Source organism: Pirellulaceae bacterium, assembly GCA_029243025.1.
GTDB lineage: Bacteria > Planctomycetota > Planctomycetia > Pirellulales > Pirellulaceae.
In genome coordinates this window covers 64822-79772 of record JAQWSU010000002.1, presented here as the reverse complement: position 1 = coordinate 79772, position 14951 = coordinate 64822, and the positions used below count along the sequence as shown (strand labels likewise).

The following is a 14951-nucleotide window of genomic DNA, read 5'->3' as shown; positions in this document are numbered from 1 at the left end:
TGCTGAACCAGAAGGCAATGGTACAAACCGCAGTGCCTAATTGCAGTTCGCAATAAGGCCATAGCGTAATCAATCGCGTTTTGAGAATAAAGCACCCTTTCAAGCAAAATCTTTGCAAGGACTCACTATCGAGAAAGTGACTCCCTAGCGGTCCGACTTCCAAATCGTATCCGCAACGCCGCGTTTGGCATTTTCCGCCCGCGCCAACACGAACAGCAAGTCGCTTAAGCGGTTCAAAAAAGGGATCACAGAAGCTGCTACGTAATCGGTGCGAGCAAGCGTGACCACGCGTCGTTCCGCACGTCGACAGATAACCCGCGCCAAATGCAAATGGCCCGCACAGAGACTCCCTCCCGGCAGAATAAAATTGTGCAAGGGCGGCAAATCGGCCTCCCAGCTGTCAATGCTCGTCTCAAGTTGGCCGATCTGGTCATCAGTGATAGCTGGATGCTTGGCAGGTCCTGCTGCAGGAGAAGCCAACTCGGCCCCTAGACTGAAAAGATCACCTTGAATGGCCGCCAGTAGCGGATCCAGATCAGCGACGGGACGAACACTGCGCACCACGCCAATTGCTGCATTGAGTTCGTCGATCGTGCCGTAGGCCTCGATTCTCGCGTCATCCTTCGCGATCCGCGCGCCTCCAACAAGACCTGTTTCACCTTCATCTCCTGTTTTGGTGTAGATGCGCACCGAATTCACCTCATCTTTATCTTTCAACTCGTCTCGAATACAGGTCATGTGAGCCTATCATATCTCGTCCAATTTCTCCGACCAGTCGTCATGGACTTGATTCGACCTCCTCCACGACGAGCGTAAGTTGGCCGATCGTCTGAATCACAGGTAGAAAGCTCGCAAACGATTGCTGAGCATCAAAACTGCTTGTCGTCAAGACAAGATGATCCGCAGCAATTCCTCCCCGCCCCAAAGTCGCGTCAATCGGGAGCCATCGATCTTGCACCCAAACTTCATTCCACATGTGAAAAGCAAATCCAGATTGTGCGGGAACGTAAACCAGTCCAATTGCAATTCGAGCTGAAATGCCGCGTGCACGACAAATTGCAGCCGTCAGAACCGCATGCTCGGTACAATCCCCAGACCTATTTTTTGCCACCTCCGCAGCGGTGGCAAACGCGGTCGAAAAGTTTTTCTCAGTCACGTAGTCATAAACAAATTTTTCAATGGCAACCGAAACGGTCCAGGGATCATCATCAACGGGCACGACCTGATTGGCTAACTTTTGGATCAGCGGATCACGACTTTGGATGGCAGCGGAAGGCTGCCGATCGGAATCCTGCGGTCGCGTATCCTCGACGGGCGAATCCATCGTCGAGGGACGCACTGCGGTGACCTGAATCGCTGCCCGACGCTCATCAATCGGAAAAATTCGTTGATAAGGACGTTCGGCAAAGATCGCGGCAGGATTTTCATTTTCCAACTTCGCCAGATAACGAACTTGCCCAGTCTTACGAGGCGAGGGCAGGGGAGGATCGATCTTCACAATCGATGCATTCCCCAAATCGAACTCCCCTTTGATTTCACTCAAGGCAATCTGCTTTTGGACACGAATCGTCTCCTGCTGTAGAGCACCCATTTCGCTTTTGAGGATTTGCCCCGCTCGATCACACCACAAATCAGCTCGCAGCGATTGTCCAGAGGCAAGACTTGTCTGGCTGACAATATGCAACAATTGCTCGGTCTGCCCGAGCAACTGAACATGCTCCATTTCCAAGGCCGTCAGCTCCACGGTCGAGACAACATTTACGACGGGCACAAAGGCAGTCAGCGAACGACTTTCCCTCGGTAGCATCGGCCGGCACAACAAATTACTCTCCACGGCAAACAGACCGCCGCAACCGTTTGGCACCGGCAGAATCCAGGTTTGTGCCTGACTTCCCCCTACCGTTTCCAGATTCAACTGGCCCTCTAAAAGCAGCCCCGTTGTTACGATTGGATTGTTTCCCGACGCAATCCGCGTGGCAAACGACTGCAGTTGCCCTGACAAGCTGTCCCGGCTCACGATGGACATGGTCTCCTCGGTCACCTGCCCGAATCGCTGCAGCTTCAACCGGGACTCTGCCGAAATCTGTCGCACTTCCACACCCTGGACCACCGTTCGTTTCCAACGTGTCACCTGGTAGCCGATAGGCTGGCCCGATATGCGAATCAGATCCCATGTTTCGGCATCATCGATATCAACGGTTGTAACGACGGGTGCGGGCAGCGAAGCTTGTGACTCCAAAATCGCAGGTGCGAGGCTTGGCGATTCCGAATCACCAGTTGACGGAGCACAACCGACTCCCATTGCCACCAGCCCGATCGTTGCAAGCAGGCCGGGCACAACCAATTTCAGCTGACATAAAGCCAACATTCCCACTCACTCCTTCTGGAAGACAGGCATCTCGACAGTCGTTCTCCTGAAGTATACCGAGTTCTAGAATCGACGGGATGCGTCCCGTTGATCCGAACCAAAACTGACAAACTCAGCCCGATCCGCGAATCCTGGACTTGCCGAGCCGAGCATTGTTTATTTTCGAGGCCGAGTTCCAGCCTTCAGCACACGACGAGTGCTAGACTTCTAGGACTCGTCCTAAGTCAAGCTCCGCATTCCCGTTACCCTGCCAGACGCCACGTCCCGTTGATTCCGCGACTTGTAAGGATTATTTCGTTGCGGTTCTTCCAAGCCAGTGATGGCGAACGACTCGCTGACGTCGCGACGGATGAGTTTGAACTAGGTTTGAATATTCATAATTTATTCCCTTGCCCGCACACCGTTCGCACGACAGCTATTTGAGGTTCACTGATGGGCTTTCTGAAGAACTTCTTTCAAAACGTCTTCCAAGAGGAAGACCAAACCGTTTCGTCGAACTCCGACACGAGCAGTTTCGGACAACTGTCGAAGGACGAATTAGAGGCGCATCTGGGCGTTCGAAAATACGGTTCCTTCACTTTGACCGAAGCGATTCGACCATCCTACGACTTGAAGGTGATTCCAAGTCAGGGTTATCGACACGACGCCTACGAGGATCAAGACTCAAACACCAAGCTGCCCGTGATCATGGCGTCGGCAAGCCACGAAAATCTGTTTGAACTCTTTATCGAATTGCTCGAACCATTAGGGAGTGTCGTGGACGTTGTCTTGGAGACGAGCCACACGCGTAACGGCACCGGCCATGTCGATCTCTATCGCGAACACATGGATATGCCCGTGCTGCTCAGCACACTCTGGGATTTTGAAGATCTGCTCACAAACGATGGCTGCACCGGACTCGCGGTGCTCAATCCCAGCATCCCCCAAGAAATCCAATTCGACGAACACAAATTGCTAATCGTTTACGGTGAAAAACTAGATCCCTACGAAAAGATTCTAAATTCTTACGGGATTGACTGCCAGAATGAGATGAAGTTCATCACAGAAGCCGAACATGTCCATTCATCGAGCGACGACTATTTGCAGCAATTTGAAGAGCTTAAGACACGACTCGGCATGGATGCAACTTACGGCTAAGAGAGCAATTCTCGCGCCCTTCCGATTCACTCCGTCAAAGATCATGTCTTGCTGACCGAACGACTCACGTCCGTCCGAGCGCCAAAAGACGTCTCGAATGCCCCCGGGCCACGCGATGCGTGCAACAAGAAAGCTTGATTGCGTCAGAACTGAGGCCCGAAAGATTAAATTGGCCCCTTCCGTCACCTCCCGCTTTCTTCTCTTCTTAGCATCTCCGCAGGTATTCTTTCGGGTCCCTTTCGTACGGCGTCGGAAACTTCATACGACAGTGGAAAGTCCGAGGCTTCACGTAACTCAAGTAACTCTCGTTGACCGGCAATCGGATCACCTGTAGCCCGCCGGGACTGAAAGCACCGCCAGCAGAAGCACCGCTCGAGTTGATTTTCTGACTCACGAATTCGACGCATCGCCCATGCATTTCTTCCGCAGGATGACTGGCCTTGCAGCTGATGCCTGTTTCCAGGACACTCCGCGCCAAGCAGAATAGTGGTTTTTCCTGTAATCGGACTGGCATGAATAAAACGCAGCCCATCATTCAGATACGCAACTTTCTCACGCCGGTGACGATTTGCCTGTTCGCTATGAGTTTTTGCGGATGCCGCATATTTAATTCGGGTCCTCAGGCCCAACTGCCCAATCCTCTTGAGATCCCCGTCAGCGACCAGGATTTTGCCTGGAATCAGATTGTCGATACGATCGACGATTATTTCGATATCAGCCATGAAGAGCGCGTGCGAGTGATCGGCAATGTGAGGACCGAAGGTCACATCGCAACTCGGCCAGAAACAGCCCCAACCGTGCTTGAAATCTGGCGAAAAGATCGCACACCCGGTTTTCAGACCTGGGAAAGCACATTTCAATCGATGCGTCGTCAAGCAGAAATCCGAGTCTCTCCATCCTCCGCCGGATACGGTGTCCAGATTATCGTGCGGAAGGAACTTGAAGACCTCGCTCGCCCCGAGGCAGCTGTCGTGGGTGGTGTGATTCAAAGATACGACGGATCGTTGGTCAGACCCAGCGATAAACGAATCGGTGGTCAAATGACGCTGGGCTGGATTCCACAGGGACGGGATATCGCGTTGGAACAGAAAATCTTACGCGATCTCTACGCGAGGATGTACAACGTCGTACCACCACCACAGTACATGAAGTTAAAGAAACGAGCCGGCCGCCCAGGGCGGCGCGTATCGGAAGAGTAAGCCGTTCGCTCGAGCGGATTGGCAAAGATTGCTCCGCTTCTACACCGATTGCTCCGGGCGATGAAGGCCTGGCGACAACACCGGACCCGACTCCGCAGGCTGGAAAACGGGTAACTTGATGGTAAAGGCAGTTCCTCTTCCCACCGTGCTCTCAACTCGGATTCGTCCTTGATGGGCGTCGATGATATTTCGACAGGCAGCGAGCCCCAATCCGGTTCCCCCCTTGCCGCTCTCGTCGGGTCCATTTTTCGTGGTAAAGAACGAATCAAAAATTCGCGGCAGCTTTTCACGAGGAATACCGGACCCGGTATCTCGAACCATCAGATCCACCATTCCAAGATTTTGGTCATGGGACAAACCGAGTAGTAAGGTTCCCCCATCGGGCATGGCCTGTCGAGCGTTGATCATCAGATTCAAGATGACTTGCTGGATTTGATTTCCGTTGGCGAAGACATCGGGTACCGCGGCAAACTCACGATCGATCGAAATCCGATATTTGCTCATTTCCCTTTCGAGCAGGATCAGTGTTTCGTCGATAAGCTTCTGCAAACTGGTAGCCTCGAATCGATTGGCCCGATTACGTGCCATTCCGAGTACGCTGTTGGTAATCCGCGAGGCGCGCTCTCCCGCTGCCAGAATTTTCTGCAATGATTTGTCTCGCGTTTCCCGATCCGTGTGACGCAAGCCGATCTTGGCGTAGTTGATGATGGTCATCAACACATTGTTGAATTCATGGGTCGTGGTGCTGAGCAATTCTCCCAGAGAGCTAAGTTTTTGGGTTGCTAACAGCTGCTCACGAAGCTGTTCATTTTCGCGTCGTAGCTGCCGAATCAGTTCGGATTCATTCATGGTATTTCGACTGCCTGGTTTTGAACGATGTTGACGCTGTCCCCCAAAACACCCCACTTTAGCTGAGCCGCACTAGATGCCGCGAAGCATGATCGGACTCGCCAAACAGAGAGCGTTGGCCGGCGCTGACTTAGCGGTGCCTTAGTTGGGTATCGTCGAATTCACCTGGGCTACTGAAAGAGATCAGCCTATAATTCGTCCGCAATTCGCAGCGAAGAAAGCCCAAGGATGGAAGAGGAACCGCATGCATACGGTCGAACTATTGGACGGCGTTTTGGATCTTGCCCAAAGAATGGGCTATGGAATTCGGCACGAATGGCTGGGCGGAGCCGCGAGTGGCAGTTGCGAGATTGCCGGCCAAAAATGGCTTTTTGTCGATTTGGCGTTAAATCCAATGGAGCAACTCGACCAGGTTATCAACGCGCTGGTCTCCGATCCACAACTTTTCCACGTGGAAGTTCAAGAACCTCTGCGGGAATATTTTGGCTTGCGACGCAGTGCCTGAACGAATTCATTGCGTTGCTAGCCACGGTAAAGTCGGTTAGCTTCGATATATTTTTCCACGGCGCGAGGCAACCGAAAGCGGATACTTTGCTGCTGGCTGACACGCTGTCGAATCTCCGTACTACTGAGCTGCATTAAGGGTATGGTCACGGCTGACCGTTGAATTTGCTCTGCACGCTCCGGGCCAACGAGTGCGGCCAGGGCACGATAATCCGGGTTGGGCCAGTCTGGCCGAGCAACAATGAGAGGCATTGCCAATTCGCAAATCTTCTCGGGTTGTCGCCAAGTTGGAAAATCTCGCAGAGAATCGGCTCCCATTATGAAAAATAAGTTGTCGTCCGGTTGTTGCGACCGGATGTGCCGTAACGTTTCCACGGTGTAGCTTACTCCACCTCGCTTGAGCTCAAGATCGGAAACTCGAAATGACGAGTGCCCACCAATCGCCAATTTCAACATTTCAACTCGGTGAAGGGCGTCGGAAACTTGGTGATTCTGCTTGTGGGGTGCGACTGCAGCGGGCAAAAACCAGACTTGATCGAGCTGACAGGCCTCCCGACAGATTTCGGCCATCAGCAGGTGCGCGTAGTGAACCGGGTCAAATGAACCGCCAAGAATACCCAATCTCATAAGAGTGCGTCCTTCAAAAAACAGACAACCGCGTACACAATGAGCCCGGGCTGAGCCCTGCAGGATTTTCACACGAGCCTGCCAGATCCTATTCGATTCGACCTCCCGGGTGAATAACGGGCTGCCATAATGGCACTCGTGTGCTGCAAAATCAGAAACTGGCGACAGCGAAATTGATTTTCTATGTTCGATGAACAAAAAGAACTGTTCGAGGTCGAGGTCGACCCTTGGCAATTAGACGACGAGTCGGAGCGCCGCATCGCATCGGTCGTCTTTGCCGAGGGAGTCGCAGATGCCTACTCGTACCTTGTCCCCGACGAGTTACAAGATGATGTTGTGGTAGGCAAGCGAGTGCGAGTCCCCTTAGGTCGTGGCAATCGTTCTGTCGTCGGCTACTGCGTCGACGTCACAACACAAAGCAGTGTCCAACGGCGTCTCAAATCAATTTCGGCTGTGTTGGATGAGACTCCTTTGGCATCCCCCGCCATGCTGCGGTTGACCCGGTGGATGGCGGACCATTATCTCACGACCTGGGGTAAAGCTCTGGAAGGCGTCTTGCCCGCCGCCATTCGGTACCAAGCCGGCACGCGAGAGCGCACATTCTATTCGGTTCCGACTCATATCGCCGCTCGACTCACTCAACTCAAACTGCCTTCGAAACAAGCGGCAATCCTCAAACACTTGGCAAGCTCACAAACTCCGCTCACCGCACAACAGATCAAGTCTGCAATCGAATGTACAGATTCGCCCTTGAAGGGTTTGATCAAAAAAGGTCTGGTTGATTCAAAAGTATCACGAGTAGAAGACATTGATGTGTCCGTTGCCTCGCCCGAACACCATACGGAGCTCAATCTAAATCCTGATCAACAGTCGGCTATAGGGGCAATTATCTCGGCAGTGCAATCCGGACAGCACGAAACGATTCTGCTGCACGGCGTTACGGGCAGCGGCAAGACCGAAGTTTACATTCAATCGATTGAGGAAGTAGTGACCTACGGTCGTCAGGCAATTGTTCTCGTGCCCGAGATCAGTCTCACACCACAAACCCAACGGCGGTTTCGCTCCCGATTTCCCAAAGTCGCCGTGCTGCACAGCCATCTCACCGACAGAGAACGAAACTGGCATTGGAAACGAATTGCCTCCGGTGAAGTGAACGTGGTTGTGGGCGCGCGCAGTGCCGTGTTTGCGCCTACACCGCAACTGGGACTAATCGTGATTGACGAGGAGCATGATAGTTCATTCAAGCAGGATTCCTTACCGCGATACCATGCTCGTGATGTGGCCAACCAGCGAGCTCAGATGGAAAACATTCCGTTGATTCTCGGTTCCGCAACACCCTCGCTCGAAAGCTGGCAGCGTGCAAAAACCAGCAGTTCACGACTCATTTCATTGCCGCGACGAGTTCTGAATTTACCGTTGCCTGATGTCGTCACCATTGACCTACGCAATTGTTTTCAGAGCCGACAACATCGAGGTGCGATCAGTCGGCAACTGCAACAGGCGATGAAACAAGCTCTATCGAAAACCGAGCAGGTCATCTTACTACTCAATCGCCGCGGTTTCTCAACTCACATCCAATGCCCGGCCTGCGGTGAAGTTGTCCGCTGTCCACATTGCGAATTGGCGTTGACCCACCACCGCCAAGGTGAAATCGCAGTTTGTCACTATTGTGATTACCAAATACCGGCCCCGCCGGTCTGTCCGGAATGCAAATTCGAAGGCATCCGCTATTCCGGCCAGGGAACACAAAGATTGGAGGCAGAAGTACGATCCCGCTTTCCGAACGCATCCTGCTTAAGAATGGACTCGGACACCATGCGACAGCCAGGCAGTCACGAGGAGTCACTGTCTCGTTTTCGTCGAGGTGAGGTTCAAATTCTGGTGGGAACCCAAATGATTGCCAAAGGGCTCGACTTTCCGAATGTGACCGTTGTGGGTGTCATCAACGCCGATACAGCGCTACACCTGCCTGATTTCCGGGCCGCTGAGCGAACCTTTCAATTGGTTACTCAGGTGGCAGGCCGGACAGGTCGCGGGCCGAAGGGGGGGCGCGTTTACGTCCAGACTTCCAACCCCGAGCACATCGCGATCCGCTCTGCGGAACGCCATGACTACCATCGGTTCGCCGATTACGAATTACCGATTCGAGAACAATTCAATTATCCACCGTTCGGCCGTATGATTCGCGTCATTGCCCGAGGGACTAGCGAAACCCAAACCGAACAAGTGATGGAAAGCATCGCCGATCTGCTCCGAATACGACTGGCCGATGACGACCAATTTCGCTTACTCGGTCCGGCACCGGCGCCCATTGAAAAGTTACGAGGAAAATACCGCTTCCACATGCTCCTGCAAATTACCTCAATTACCCCGCTAAAAGAGGCGTTGCGTGCCGCCCAAACCGCCGTTCATGCGCCTGATGACGTGCAATGGATCATTGACGTCGATCCGGTGGACATGATGTAGAGAGCTTGAATCGGTCTGGCTTCGAATCATCAAGCTCCGTAAAATACAGATGCTAGGTAAAACATCTCCCGCATCGCGAATTCGTCGCCAAGTTTTTGCGATCGTCCTGTAGCCCACCGCGTCTGCGTCGGGTTCAAAGTCGTTGTGGCGAATTTACCGGCTAATCCTTTCGAATAGCAACGAAGGCAACGATCCCAATTATGTCGTATCGTTCGTTCAAACGCGTCCTTGGCGAGACCAATTTAGAGCGCAAGTGCTTGGTCCTGTTTGGAGCTTGCCTGTTCTTGCTCATTACGGGCGCGTTCTGGTACGCCGAACGAATCGCGGAGCACTTGGTCAAAGAAAAGACTCATCAAACGGGTCGTGACTTCGTCGACCTCAGCGTACTCCGTTATCACTTTGAACATATTGATCCACTGGGTGAGACCACCGATCCGTCGAGCCACGAGAGTTGGAAACGTTGGGTCGAAGCGATCGATCGCGACCTCACGACGCAGAACTACGTTTGGGAAATCCTCTTACTCGATCCAGTTGGCAATATCGACAAAGCGATGGACCAGACGCGCATACCGACCAAGAAGGAACGGTCGATTATGCAGAAGCTCCAACGTGAACAAGAAGAGCAAGTGCGAAAACGGCCGATTCCAAACCAATCAGCCACAGCGGGAGAGGTTCAGCCGGTTCCCAATAGTAACCCGTCGCAATCGACCGAAACGCCTGCCGCCGAGATTGACCCGGCAACCACGGCAGAGAACGAAAGCGAACCGGCGGAACGTTTAGTTCCAGTTTCTCATTTGGAGGCACGTCGCGACAACTACTATTACTTCCAGCCTGTTTATTGGCGTGAGACTTGCGTCACTTGCCACAAGATGAACGGAGGAGTCTTTCAAACCGCAGAACAGCAACCGCATGAAGAACTGCGCGGACCGTTACGTGTTGTCAAAGTGACGATCCCAAGTGGTGAGACGCAAACGGCTGTGATCCGCAGTCGGGCGATCCTTCTGGCGACAGCAATTATCACAGTCTTCCTCTCAGTCATCATCCTCTATCTGGTCGTTCGTTATGTTGTTGTCAAACCGCTCAATCACTTACGAGATGTGAGCGATGAAATCAGCCGCGGCAATACGAACCTAAGAGCCGACATCCAAACCAACGATGAATTCGAAGATTTGGCTGCATCCTTCAATCGTATGTTGCGTCACCTCGTGGACACTCAAGAAGCTCTCCGCAACGTGAACGTGGATCTCGACGGAAAACTGGATCAACTGGCGCAAGCTAACATGCAACTGCATGAGATGAATCGGTTGAAGAGTGATTTTCTCGCCAACATGAGCCACGAACTGCGTACGCCACTAAATAGCATCATCGGCTTTTCAGACGTACTCGCCGGCATCGACGCGCTAAATGGCAAACAAAAACGTTACGTCAACAACATCGGGACTTCCGGACGAATCTTGCTCGAAATGATCAACGACATTTTGGATCTGGCCAAGATGGAAAATGGCAAGATGGACGTTCGATTAACCGACTTTTCCATCGGCCCTGTCGTCAAAGCACAGTGCGACCTGGTGCGGGCGTTGTCAGAAGAAAAAAACATTGACCTCACGGTGAATGTGCAATCGAACCTGCCCGCGATGCACCAAGACCAAAGTAAGGTCCAGCAGATTCTCACCAACCTGCTGTCCAATGCAATCAAATTCACGCCTGAAGGTGGACGAATTTCCGTGACCGCCGATCGGGACCACGAAGGTTTTCTCGTCCTCACGGTCGAGGATACGGGTGTCGGCATCAGTGAAGATGATCGAAAAATAATCTTCGAAAAATTCCGCCAAGGTTCAACCATCCTGGGAGGCGACAATCTGACACGACAATTCTCGGGCACCGGCCTGGGACTTTCGATCGTGAAAGAATTATGCCGTTTGCTCGGTGGCGAGGTTAGCTTTGAAAGCGAGTTGGGTAAAGGCAGCAAGTTTACAGCTCGTCTGCCTTGGCATCGCAAGGCATCTCCACGGATGGAATCGACGTTGGCCGCCAGACTTGAAGAAGCCACCAAGACTCAGCGAGCAAACGCGATGCGGGGAACAAACTCTGGGTTGGCTGAATCCACGACAACCGAACCCACTTTGTCGGATCCACCCAACACGAGCGGAGAATCCGTCTTGCCATCTTCACCCAATGGCTAAGCCTCCATTCACTTCAGACACAGTGATTCACTTCAGACACGGCCCTTTGGACAGACACAGTGATAGATCGGGATGCCACTTCGCACGGATAGTGGATCCTGATCGTTACCTTGGGAATCAAAAAAGGAATTTTGCATGTCGGCTCAAGTTCATCTTTTTACCGACGGCGCCTGTAGCGGAAATCCAGGCCCAGGGGGTTGGGCATACATTCTTCGGCATCTGGCAACGGGCAAGGAGATGGAAGCTTCCGAGGGTGAATCTGAAACAACGAATAATCGGATGGAGCTGACTGCGGTCGTGCGGGGCCTGGAAGCGCTCAAGCGCCCCTGCAGCATTGAATTGTTCACAGACAGCGTCTACGTGGGTAAAGGCATGACGGAATGGATGCCAAAGTGGAAGTCCAACGGCTGGAAACGAAAAGAAAAGGGCCAACTGAAACCGGTAAAAAACGAGGATTTGTGGCGTCAACTCGATGAACTATTGAGTCAACATCAGCTCACCTACACCCGAGTGGCGGGGCACAGTGGCCATCCAGAAAACGATCGTTGCGACGAATTGGCCGTCGCAGCCTACCAACAATATCGCTAACGGTCCTCGGTCAGACTTCGAATCAAAACAGAGAAACGGTTTCAAGCGGGTTTTCGATCGCTATCCTCTCAGGCTAGAATTCGCTGATGGATTCGAATTCGGCAAATTGGACGCTCGCCACTCCGGCTCAATTTCTAAAGGGCGTTGGACCTGACCGTGCCCAGCAGCTTGAGCGGCTAGGTTTGCGAACCGCCCAGGATTTACTCTTTTTTTTCCCACGCGATTACCTCGACCTTTCTCAACGTCTCACTGTCGAGCAACTGCGTGAAAATGAACCGGCCAGCCTCTTGGTCGAAGTCGTCGAGATCGAACAGCGTGTCACCCGATCGGGAAAAACCATGCTGGGAGTTCTGTTGCGACAAGGCACGAACGTTGTTCGAGCCTCCTGGTTCAACCAGCCCTTCATGCGAGACAAATTTCGCCCTGGGCAATCATTGATGCTTTCAGGAGCTCCCCGACGCCGAGGACTGAGATGGGAATTCACCCACCCCCGCATCACGCACATCGACCAACCGGAGGATTCGGTTGGCGAAATCCTGCCCATCTATGCGCTCACCGAGGGGCTCAAGCAGCACGAAATCCGTCGCATCACAAAAATTGTGGTCGAATCGGTGCTTGACCAAGTCCCCGAGGTATTTCCACAAGCGTTTATCGATTCAGAACAAATCTGCCCTATTCAAACCGCTCTGCAAGAAGTTCATCAACCAACAGACCAAAACCAATTGTCGGCTGCTCGCGACCGCCTAATTTTTCAAGAATTGCTTGTAATGCAAGTCGGTCTCGCGATGCGACAACAACAATTATCAACTGTTCAAAGTGCACCGGCACTAACAATCTCTGCCAAGATCGACGCACGAATCCGCCGATTATTTCCCTTTGAACTCACCCAGGATCAAGATGCTGCAATTCGCGAAATCACCACAGATCTCGCTGGTACCATTCCAATGAATCGACTCCTACAGGGAGACGTCGGCAGCGGCAAGACAGCCGTCGCAGCCTACGCCATGCTGCTGACGGTCGCTCATACTCATCAAGCCGTCTTGATGGCACCTACCGAAGTCCTTGCTCGACAACACTTCCAAACGCTCAGCCGTTTGCTAAGTCACAGTCAAGTTGAAATGCGTTTACTAACGGGAGCCAGCACGGCCGCTGACCGTCGTAAGACGTTAGCCGCTGTCGCTGACGGTAGTGTAGGAATCTTGATCGGCACTCAAGCCATTATTCAACAACAGCTCGACTATAAACAACTAGGACTCGTCATCATCGACGAACAACATAAATTCGGCGTGATACAAAGAGCGATGCTGCGACAAGAAAGCTTCACTCCTCATTATCTCGTGATGACCGCAACTCCTATCCCACGCACCATGGCGATGACTGTGTTCGGTGACTTGGAGGTCTCAGTCCTGCGAGGGCGCCCGCCGGGAAGACAGCCAGTGCACACCTACCTTGCCGACGAATCACAACGAGATCGATGGTGGGAATTCTATCGACGCAAGCTGCGAGAAGGCCAACAGGGCTTTGTGATCTCCCCACTTGTTCACGACAACGATGATGAAACGACGAGCGCCGAAGCAGCCTTAGAAAACCTCACGAACGGTCCCCTAGCTGACTTCCGACTGGATCTGCTGCATGGACGCATGTCATCCGCGGAAAAACAAGCAGCCATGGAACGCTTTCAGCGAGGCGAAACACAAGTCCTCGTTGCCACTTCGGTCGTCGAAGTCGGCATCGACGTTCCCAACGCCAATCTCATGACAATCGAACATGGCGAACGCTTTGGACTTGCTCAACTGCACCAACTACGCGGGCGAATCGGCCGAGGAGAACACTCGGGTTTTGTCTGCGTGTTTGCCGCCCCCAAGCTTGAAGACGCTCAAGCAAGACTGCAAGCGTTCGTCGAAACAAACGATGGCTTTGAGTTATCCGAGATCGATTTTCGACTACGAGGTCCCGGCGAACTGTTCGGCACGCGACAACACGGATTGCCTCCCTTAATGGTCGCCGACCTCCGTCGCGACGCCCCCATGCTGGAACGGGCCCGATCCCGCGCTCGCAAGCTACTAAAGGAGGATCCGGGGCTCCAAAATCCAGATTTTTCGCGACTGAGAAAAATGGTTCTAAAACGCTACGGTAATGTGCTGCAACTGAGCGATGTGGGCTGAATCATCCCAATAATGCCTACAGTCGCTTCGAAAGTGGATGGGATACAATACAGACCGATTGTTCGACAGACCGGCTGTGGCGACACGGCTTCGTCGGGCTATATTGACGAGTGGACTTTTGCAAATGAGTTCAAAACCGACGCTACGAAAAGGATGTATCTTCGCGGCAAGTCATCATCGTCTGGCCTGATTGTTCGTCAAGCGACCGGATGAACTGATTGATTGGATAACTGGAGAACCCTACGATGAAACTAGGATCGACGACACTCGTCGCATTGGCTTTGATTTTCGGTATCGCGAATGTTTCAAGCATCGCTCAGGAAGCGAAACAGCAAGGCACTGAAAAAAAACAGACAACGACCAAGCAAGAGCCAAATCCAAGCGAAGCACGAGTTGAATATGCGCGTGTCTACCTGGAGCTTTCAAAAGTAGAGCTGCAACAAGTGTTAGACGCCAACAAACGAGTTGCAAAGTCATTTTCGCCAAGTGAGGTGCAGCGACGCCGACTGCAAATGAAGGTCGCTGAGTTGCAACTCAAGGCACTGCAACAAAGTTCAGGGAGAGGTGATGCAATCAACATTCATCTGCTCCAAGCCAAAGAAAGAGCCATTTTGGCCAAACAAGTTTACCTCCAAGCACTTGAAAACCCGCAACGGAATTTACTTTACAGCAAACTGGAATTAGAGCGTCTGAGACTCGTCGCAGAACTTGCTCAGCTCAGAGTCGACACCTGGAGCAACCCCAAAGATGTGCTCGCACTCATCGACAATGTCTACTGGCAAATTGACCTGCTCAGTGATCAGCTCGCCAACCTGCAACAGCAGATCGAACGACCCAAGACGAACCTAAAATTCCCTTGATCCTT

The 14951-nt window shown here is 52.6% G+C and carries 12 protein-coding genes; 8 read left to right on the top strand and 4 right to left on the bottom strand.

Going from position 1 to position 14951, the window contains the following annotated elements; translation table 11 throughout:
* Positions 1 to 144: 144 nt before the first annotated feature.
* Both P8N76_00455 and P8N76_00450 read right to left on the bottom strand, forming a co-directional pair.
* Positions 145 to 738, bottom strand: coding sequence for a cob(I)yrinic acid a,c-diamide adenosyltransferase (locus P8N76_00455; GenBank protein MDG2380119.1), 594 nt, complete (start codon positions 736 to 738; stop codon positions 145 to 147).
* Between the two features lie 40 nt (positions 739 to 778).
* On the bottom strand, positions 779 to 2368 hold the full coding sequence (locus P8N76_00450) for a transglutaminase-like domain-containing protein (protein MDG2380118.1): 1590 nt from the start codon (positions 2366 to 2368) through the stop codon (positions 779 to 781).
* A 432-nt stretch (positions 2369 to 2800) separates the two neighbouring features.
* Between P8N76_00450 and P8N76_00445 the strand changes: the two genes are divergently transcribed.
* Both P8N76_00445 and P8N76_00440 read left to right on the top strand, forming a co-directional pair.
* Entirely contained in the window at positions 2801 to 3505 is a 705-nt protein-coding gene (locus P8N76_00445; GenBank protein ID MDG2380117.1) for a hypothetical protein, read from the top strand.
* 512 nt (positions 3506 to 4017) lie between these two features.
* Entirely contained in the window at positions 4018 to 4704 is a 687-nt protein-coding gene (locus P8N76_00440; GenBank protein ID MDG2380116.1) for a hypothetical protein, read from the top strand.
* A gap of 39 nt (positions 4705 to 4743) precedes the next feature.
* Here P8N76_00440 and P8N76_00435 read toward each other — a convergent pair whose 3' ends face one another.
* Positions 4744 to 5553 (bottom strand): ATP-binding protein, encoded by an 810-nt coding sequence (locus P8N76_00435; protein MDG2380115.1) that lies wholly within the window; start codon positions 5551 to 5553, stop codon positions 4744 to 4746.
* Between the two features lie 244 nt (positions 5554 to 5797).
* On the opposite strand from P8N76_00435, the gene P8N76_00430 reads away from it, so the two are divergent.
* Positions 5798 to 6058: a hypothetical protein gene (locus P8N76_00430; protein ID MDG2380114.1), complete on the top strand. Its 261-nt coding sequence runs from the start codon at positions 5798 to 5800 to the stop codon at positions 6056 to 6058.
* A gap of 17 nt (positions 6059 to 6075) precedes the next feature.
* Here P8N76_00430 and nadD read toward each other — a convergent pair whose 3' ends face one another.
* Positions 6076 to 6684, bottom strand: coding sequence for a nicotinate-nucleotide adenylyltransferase (gene nadD / locus P8N76_00425; GenBank protein ID MDG2380113.1), 609 nt, complete (start codon positions 6682 to 6684; stop codon positions 6076 to 6078).
* Positions 6685 to 6867: 183 nt separating this feature from the next.
* Between nadD and priA the strand changes: the two genes are divergently transcribed.
* From priA to P8N76_00400, 5 genes are all read left to right on the top strand, one after another.
* The gene (priA, locus tag P8N76_00420) at positions 6868 to 9150 is read left to right on the top strand and encodes a primosomal protein N' (protein MDG2380112.1); all 2283 of its coding nucleotides are present in this window, start codon (positions 6868 to 6870) and stop codon (positions 9148 to 9150) included.
* Positions 9151 to 9350: 200 nt separating this feature from the next.
* Positions 9351 to 11333, top strand: coding sequence for a HAMP domain-containing sensor histidine kinase (locus tag P8N76_00415; GenBank protein MDG2380111.1), 1983 nt, complete (start codon positions 9351 to 9353; stop codon positions 11331 to 11333).
* 135 nt (positions 11334 to 11468) lie between these two features.
* Positions 11469 to 11921, top strand: coding sequence for a ribonuclease HI (rnhA, locus tag P8N76_00410; protein MDG2380110.1), 453 nt, complete (start codon positions 11469 to 11471; stop codon positions 11919 to 11921).
* 86 nt (positions 11922 to 12007) lie between these two features.
* On the top strand, positions 12008 to 14086 hold the full coding sequence (gene recG / locus P8N76_00405) for an ATP-dependent DNA helicase RecG (GenBank protein MDG2380109.1): 2079 nt from the start codon (positions 12008 to 12010) through the stop codon (positions 14084 to 14086).
* A 245-nt stretch (positions 14087 to 14331) separates the two neighbouring features.
* Positions 14332 to 14946, top strand: a complete 615-nt coding sequence (locus tag P8N76_00400) for a hypothetical protein (GenBank protein ID MDG2380108.1) — start codon at positions 14332 to 14334, stop codon at positions 14944 to 14946.
* Positions 14947 to 14951: the final 5 nt, after the last annotated feature.

Bases quoted from the DNA above. Each gene is read 5' to 3' on its own strand.
- P8N76_00435 (MDG2380115.1), bottom strand. From the start codon at position 5,553: ATGAATGAATCCGAACTGATTCGGCAGCTACGACGCGAAAATGAACAG.
- rnhA (MDG2380110.1), top strand. From the start codon at position 11,469: ATGTCGGCTCAAGTTCATCTTTTTACCGACGGCGCCTGTAGCGGAAAT.
- P8N76_00415 (MDG2380111.1), top strand. From the start codon at position 9,351: ATGTCGTATCGTTCGTTCAAACGCGTCCTTGGCGAGACCAATTTAGAG.
- recG (MDG2380109.1), top strand. From the start codon at position 12,008: ATGGATTCGAATTCGGCAAATTGGACGCTCGCCACTCCGGCTCAATTT.
- P8N76_00440 (MDG2380116.1), top strand. From the start codon at position 4,018: ATGAATAAAACGCAGCCCATCATTCAGATACGCAACTTTCTCACGCCG.
- priA (MDG2380112.1), top strand. From the start codon at position 6,868: ATGTTCGATGAACAAAAAGAACTGTTCGAGGTCGAGGTCGACCCTTGG.
- P8N76_00455 (MDG2380119.1), bottom strand. From the start codon at position 738: ATGACCTGTATTCGAGACGAGTTGAAAGATAAAGATGAGGTGAATTCG.
- P8N76_00450 (MDG2380118.1), bottom strand. From the start codon at position 2,368: ATGTTGGCTTTATGTCAGCTGAAATTGGTTGTGCCCGGCCTGCTTGCA.
- P8N76_00445 (MDG2380117.1), top strand. From the start codon at position 2,801: ATGGGCTTTCTGAAGAACTTCTTTCAAAACGTCTTCCAAGAGGAAGAC.
- P8N76_00400 (MDG2380108.1), top strand. From the start codon at position 14,332: ATGAAACTAGGATCGACGACACTCGTCGCATTGGCTTTGATTTTCGGT.
- P8N76_00430 (MDG2380114.1), top strand. From the start codon at position 5,798: ATGCATACGGTCGAACTATTGGACGGCGTTTTGGATCTTGCCCAAAGA.
- nadD (MDG2380113.1), bottom strand. From the start codon at position 6,684: ATGAGATTGGGTATTCTTGGCGGTTCATTTGACCCGGTTCACTACGCG.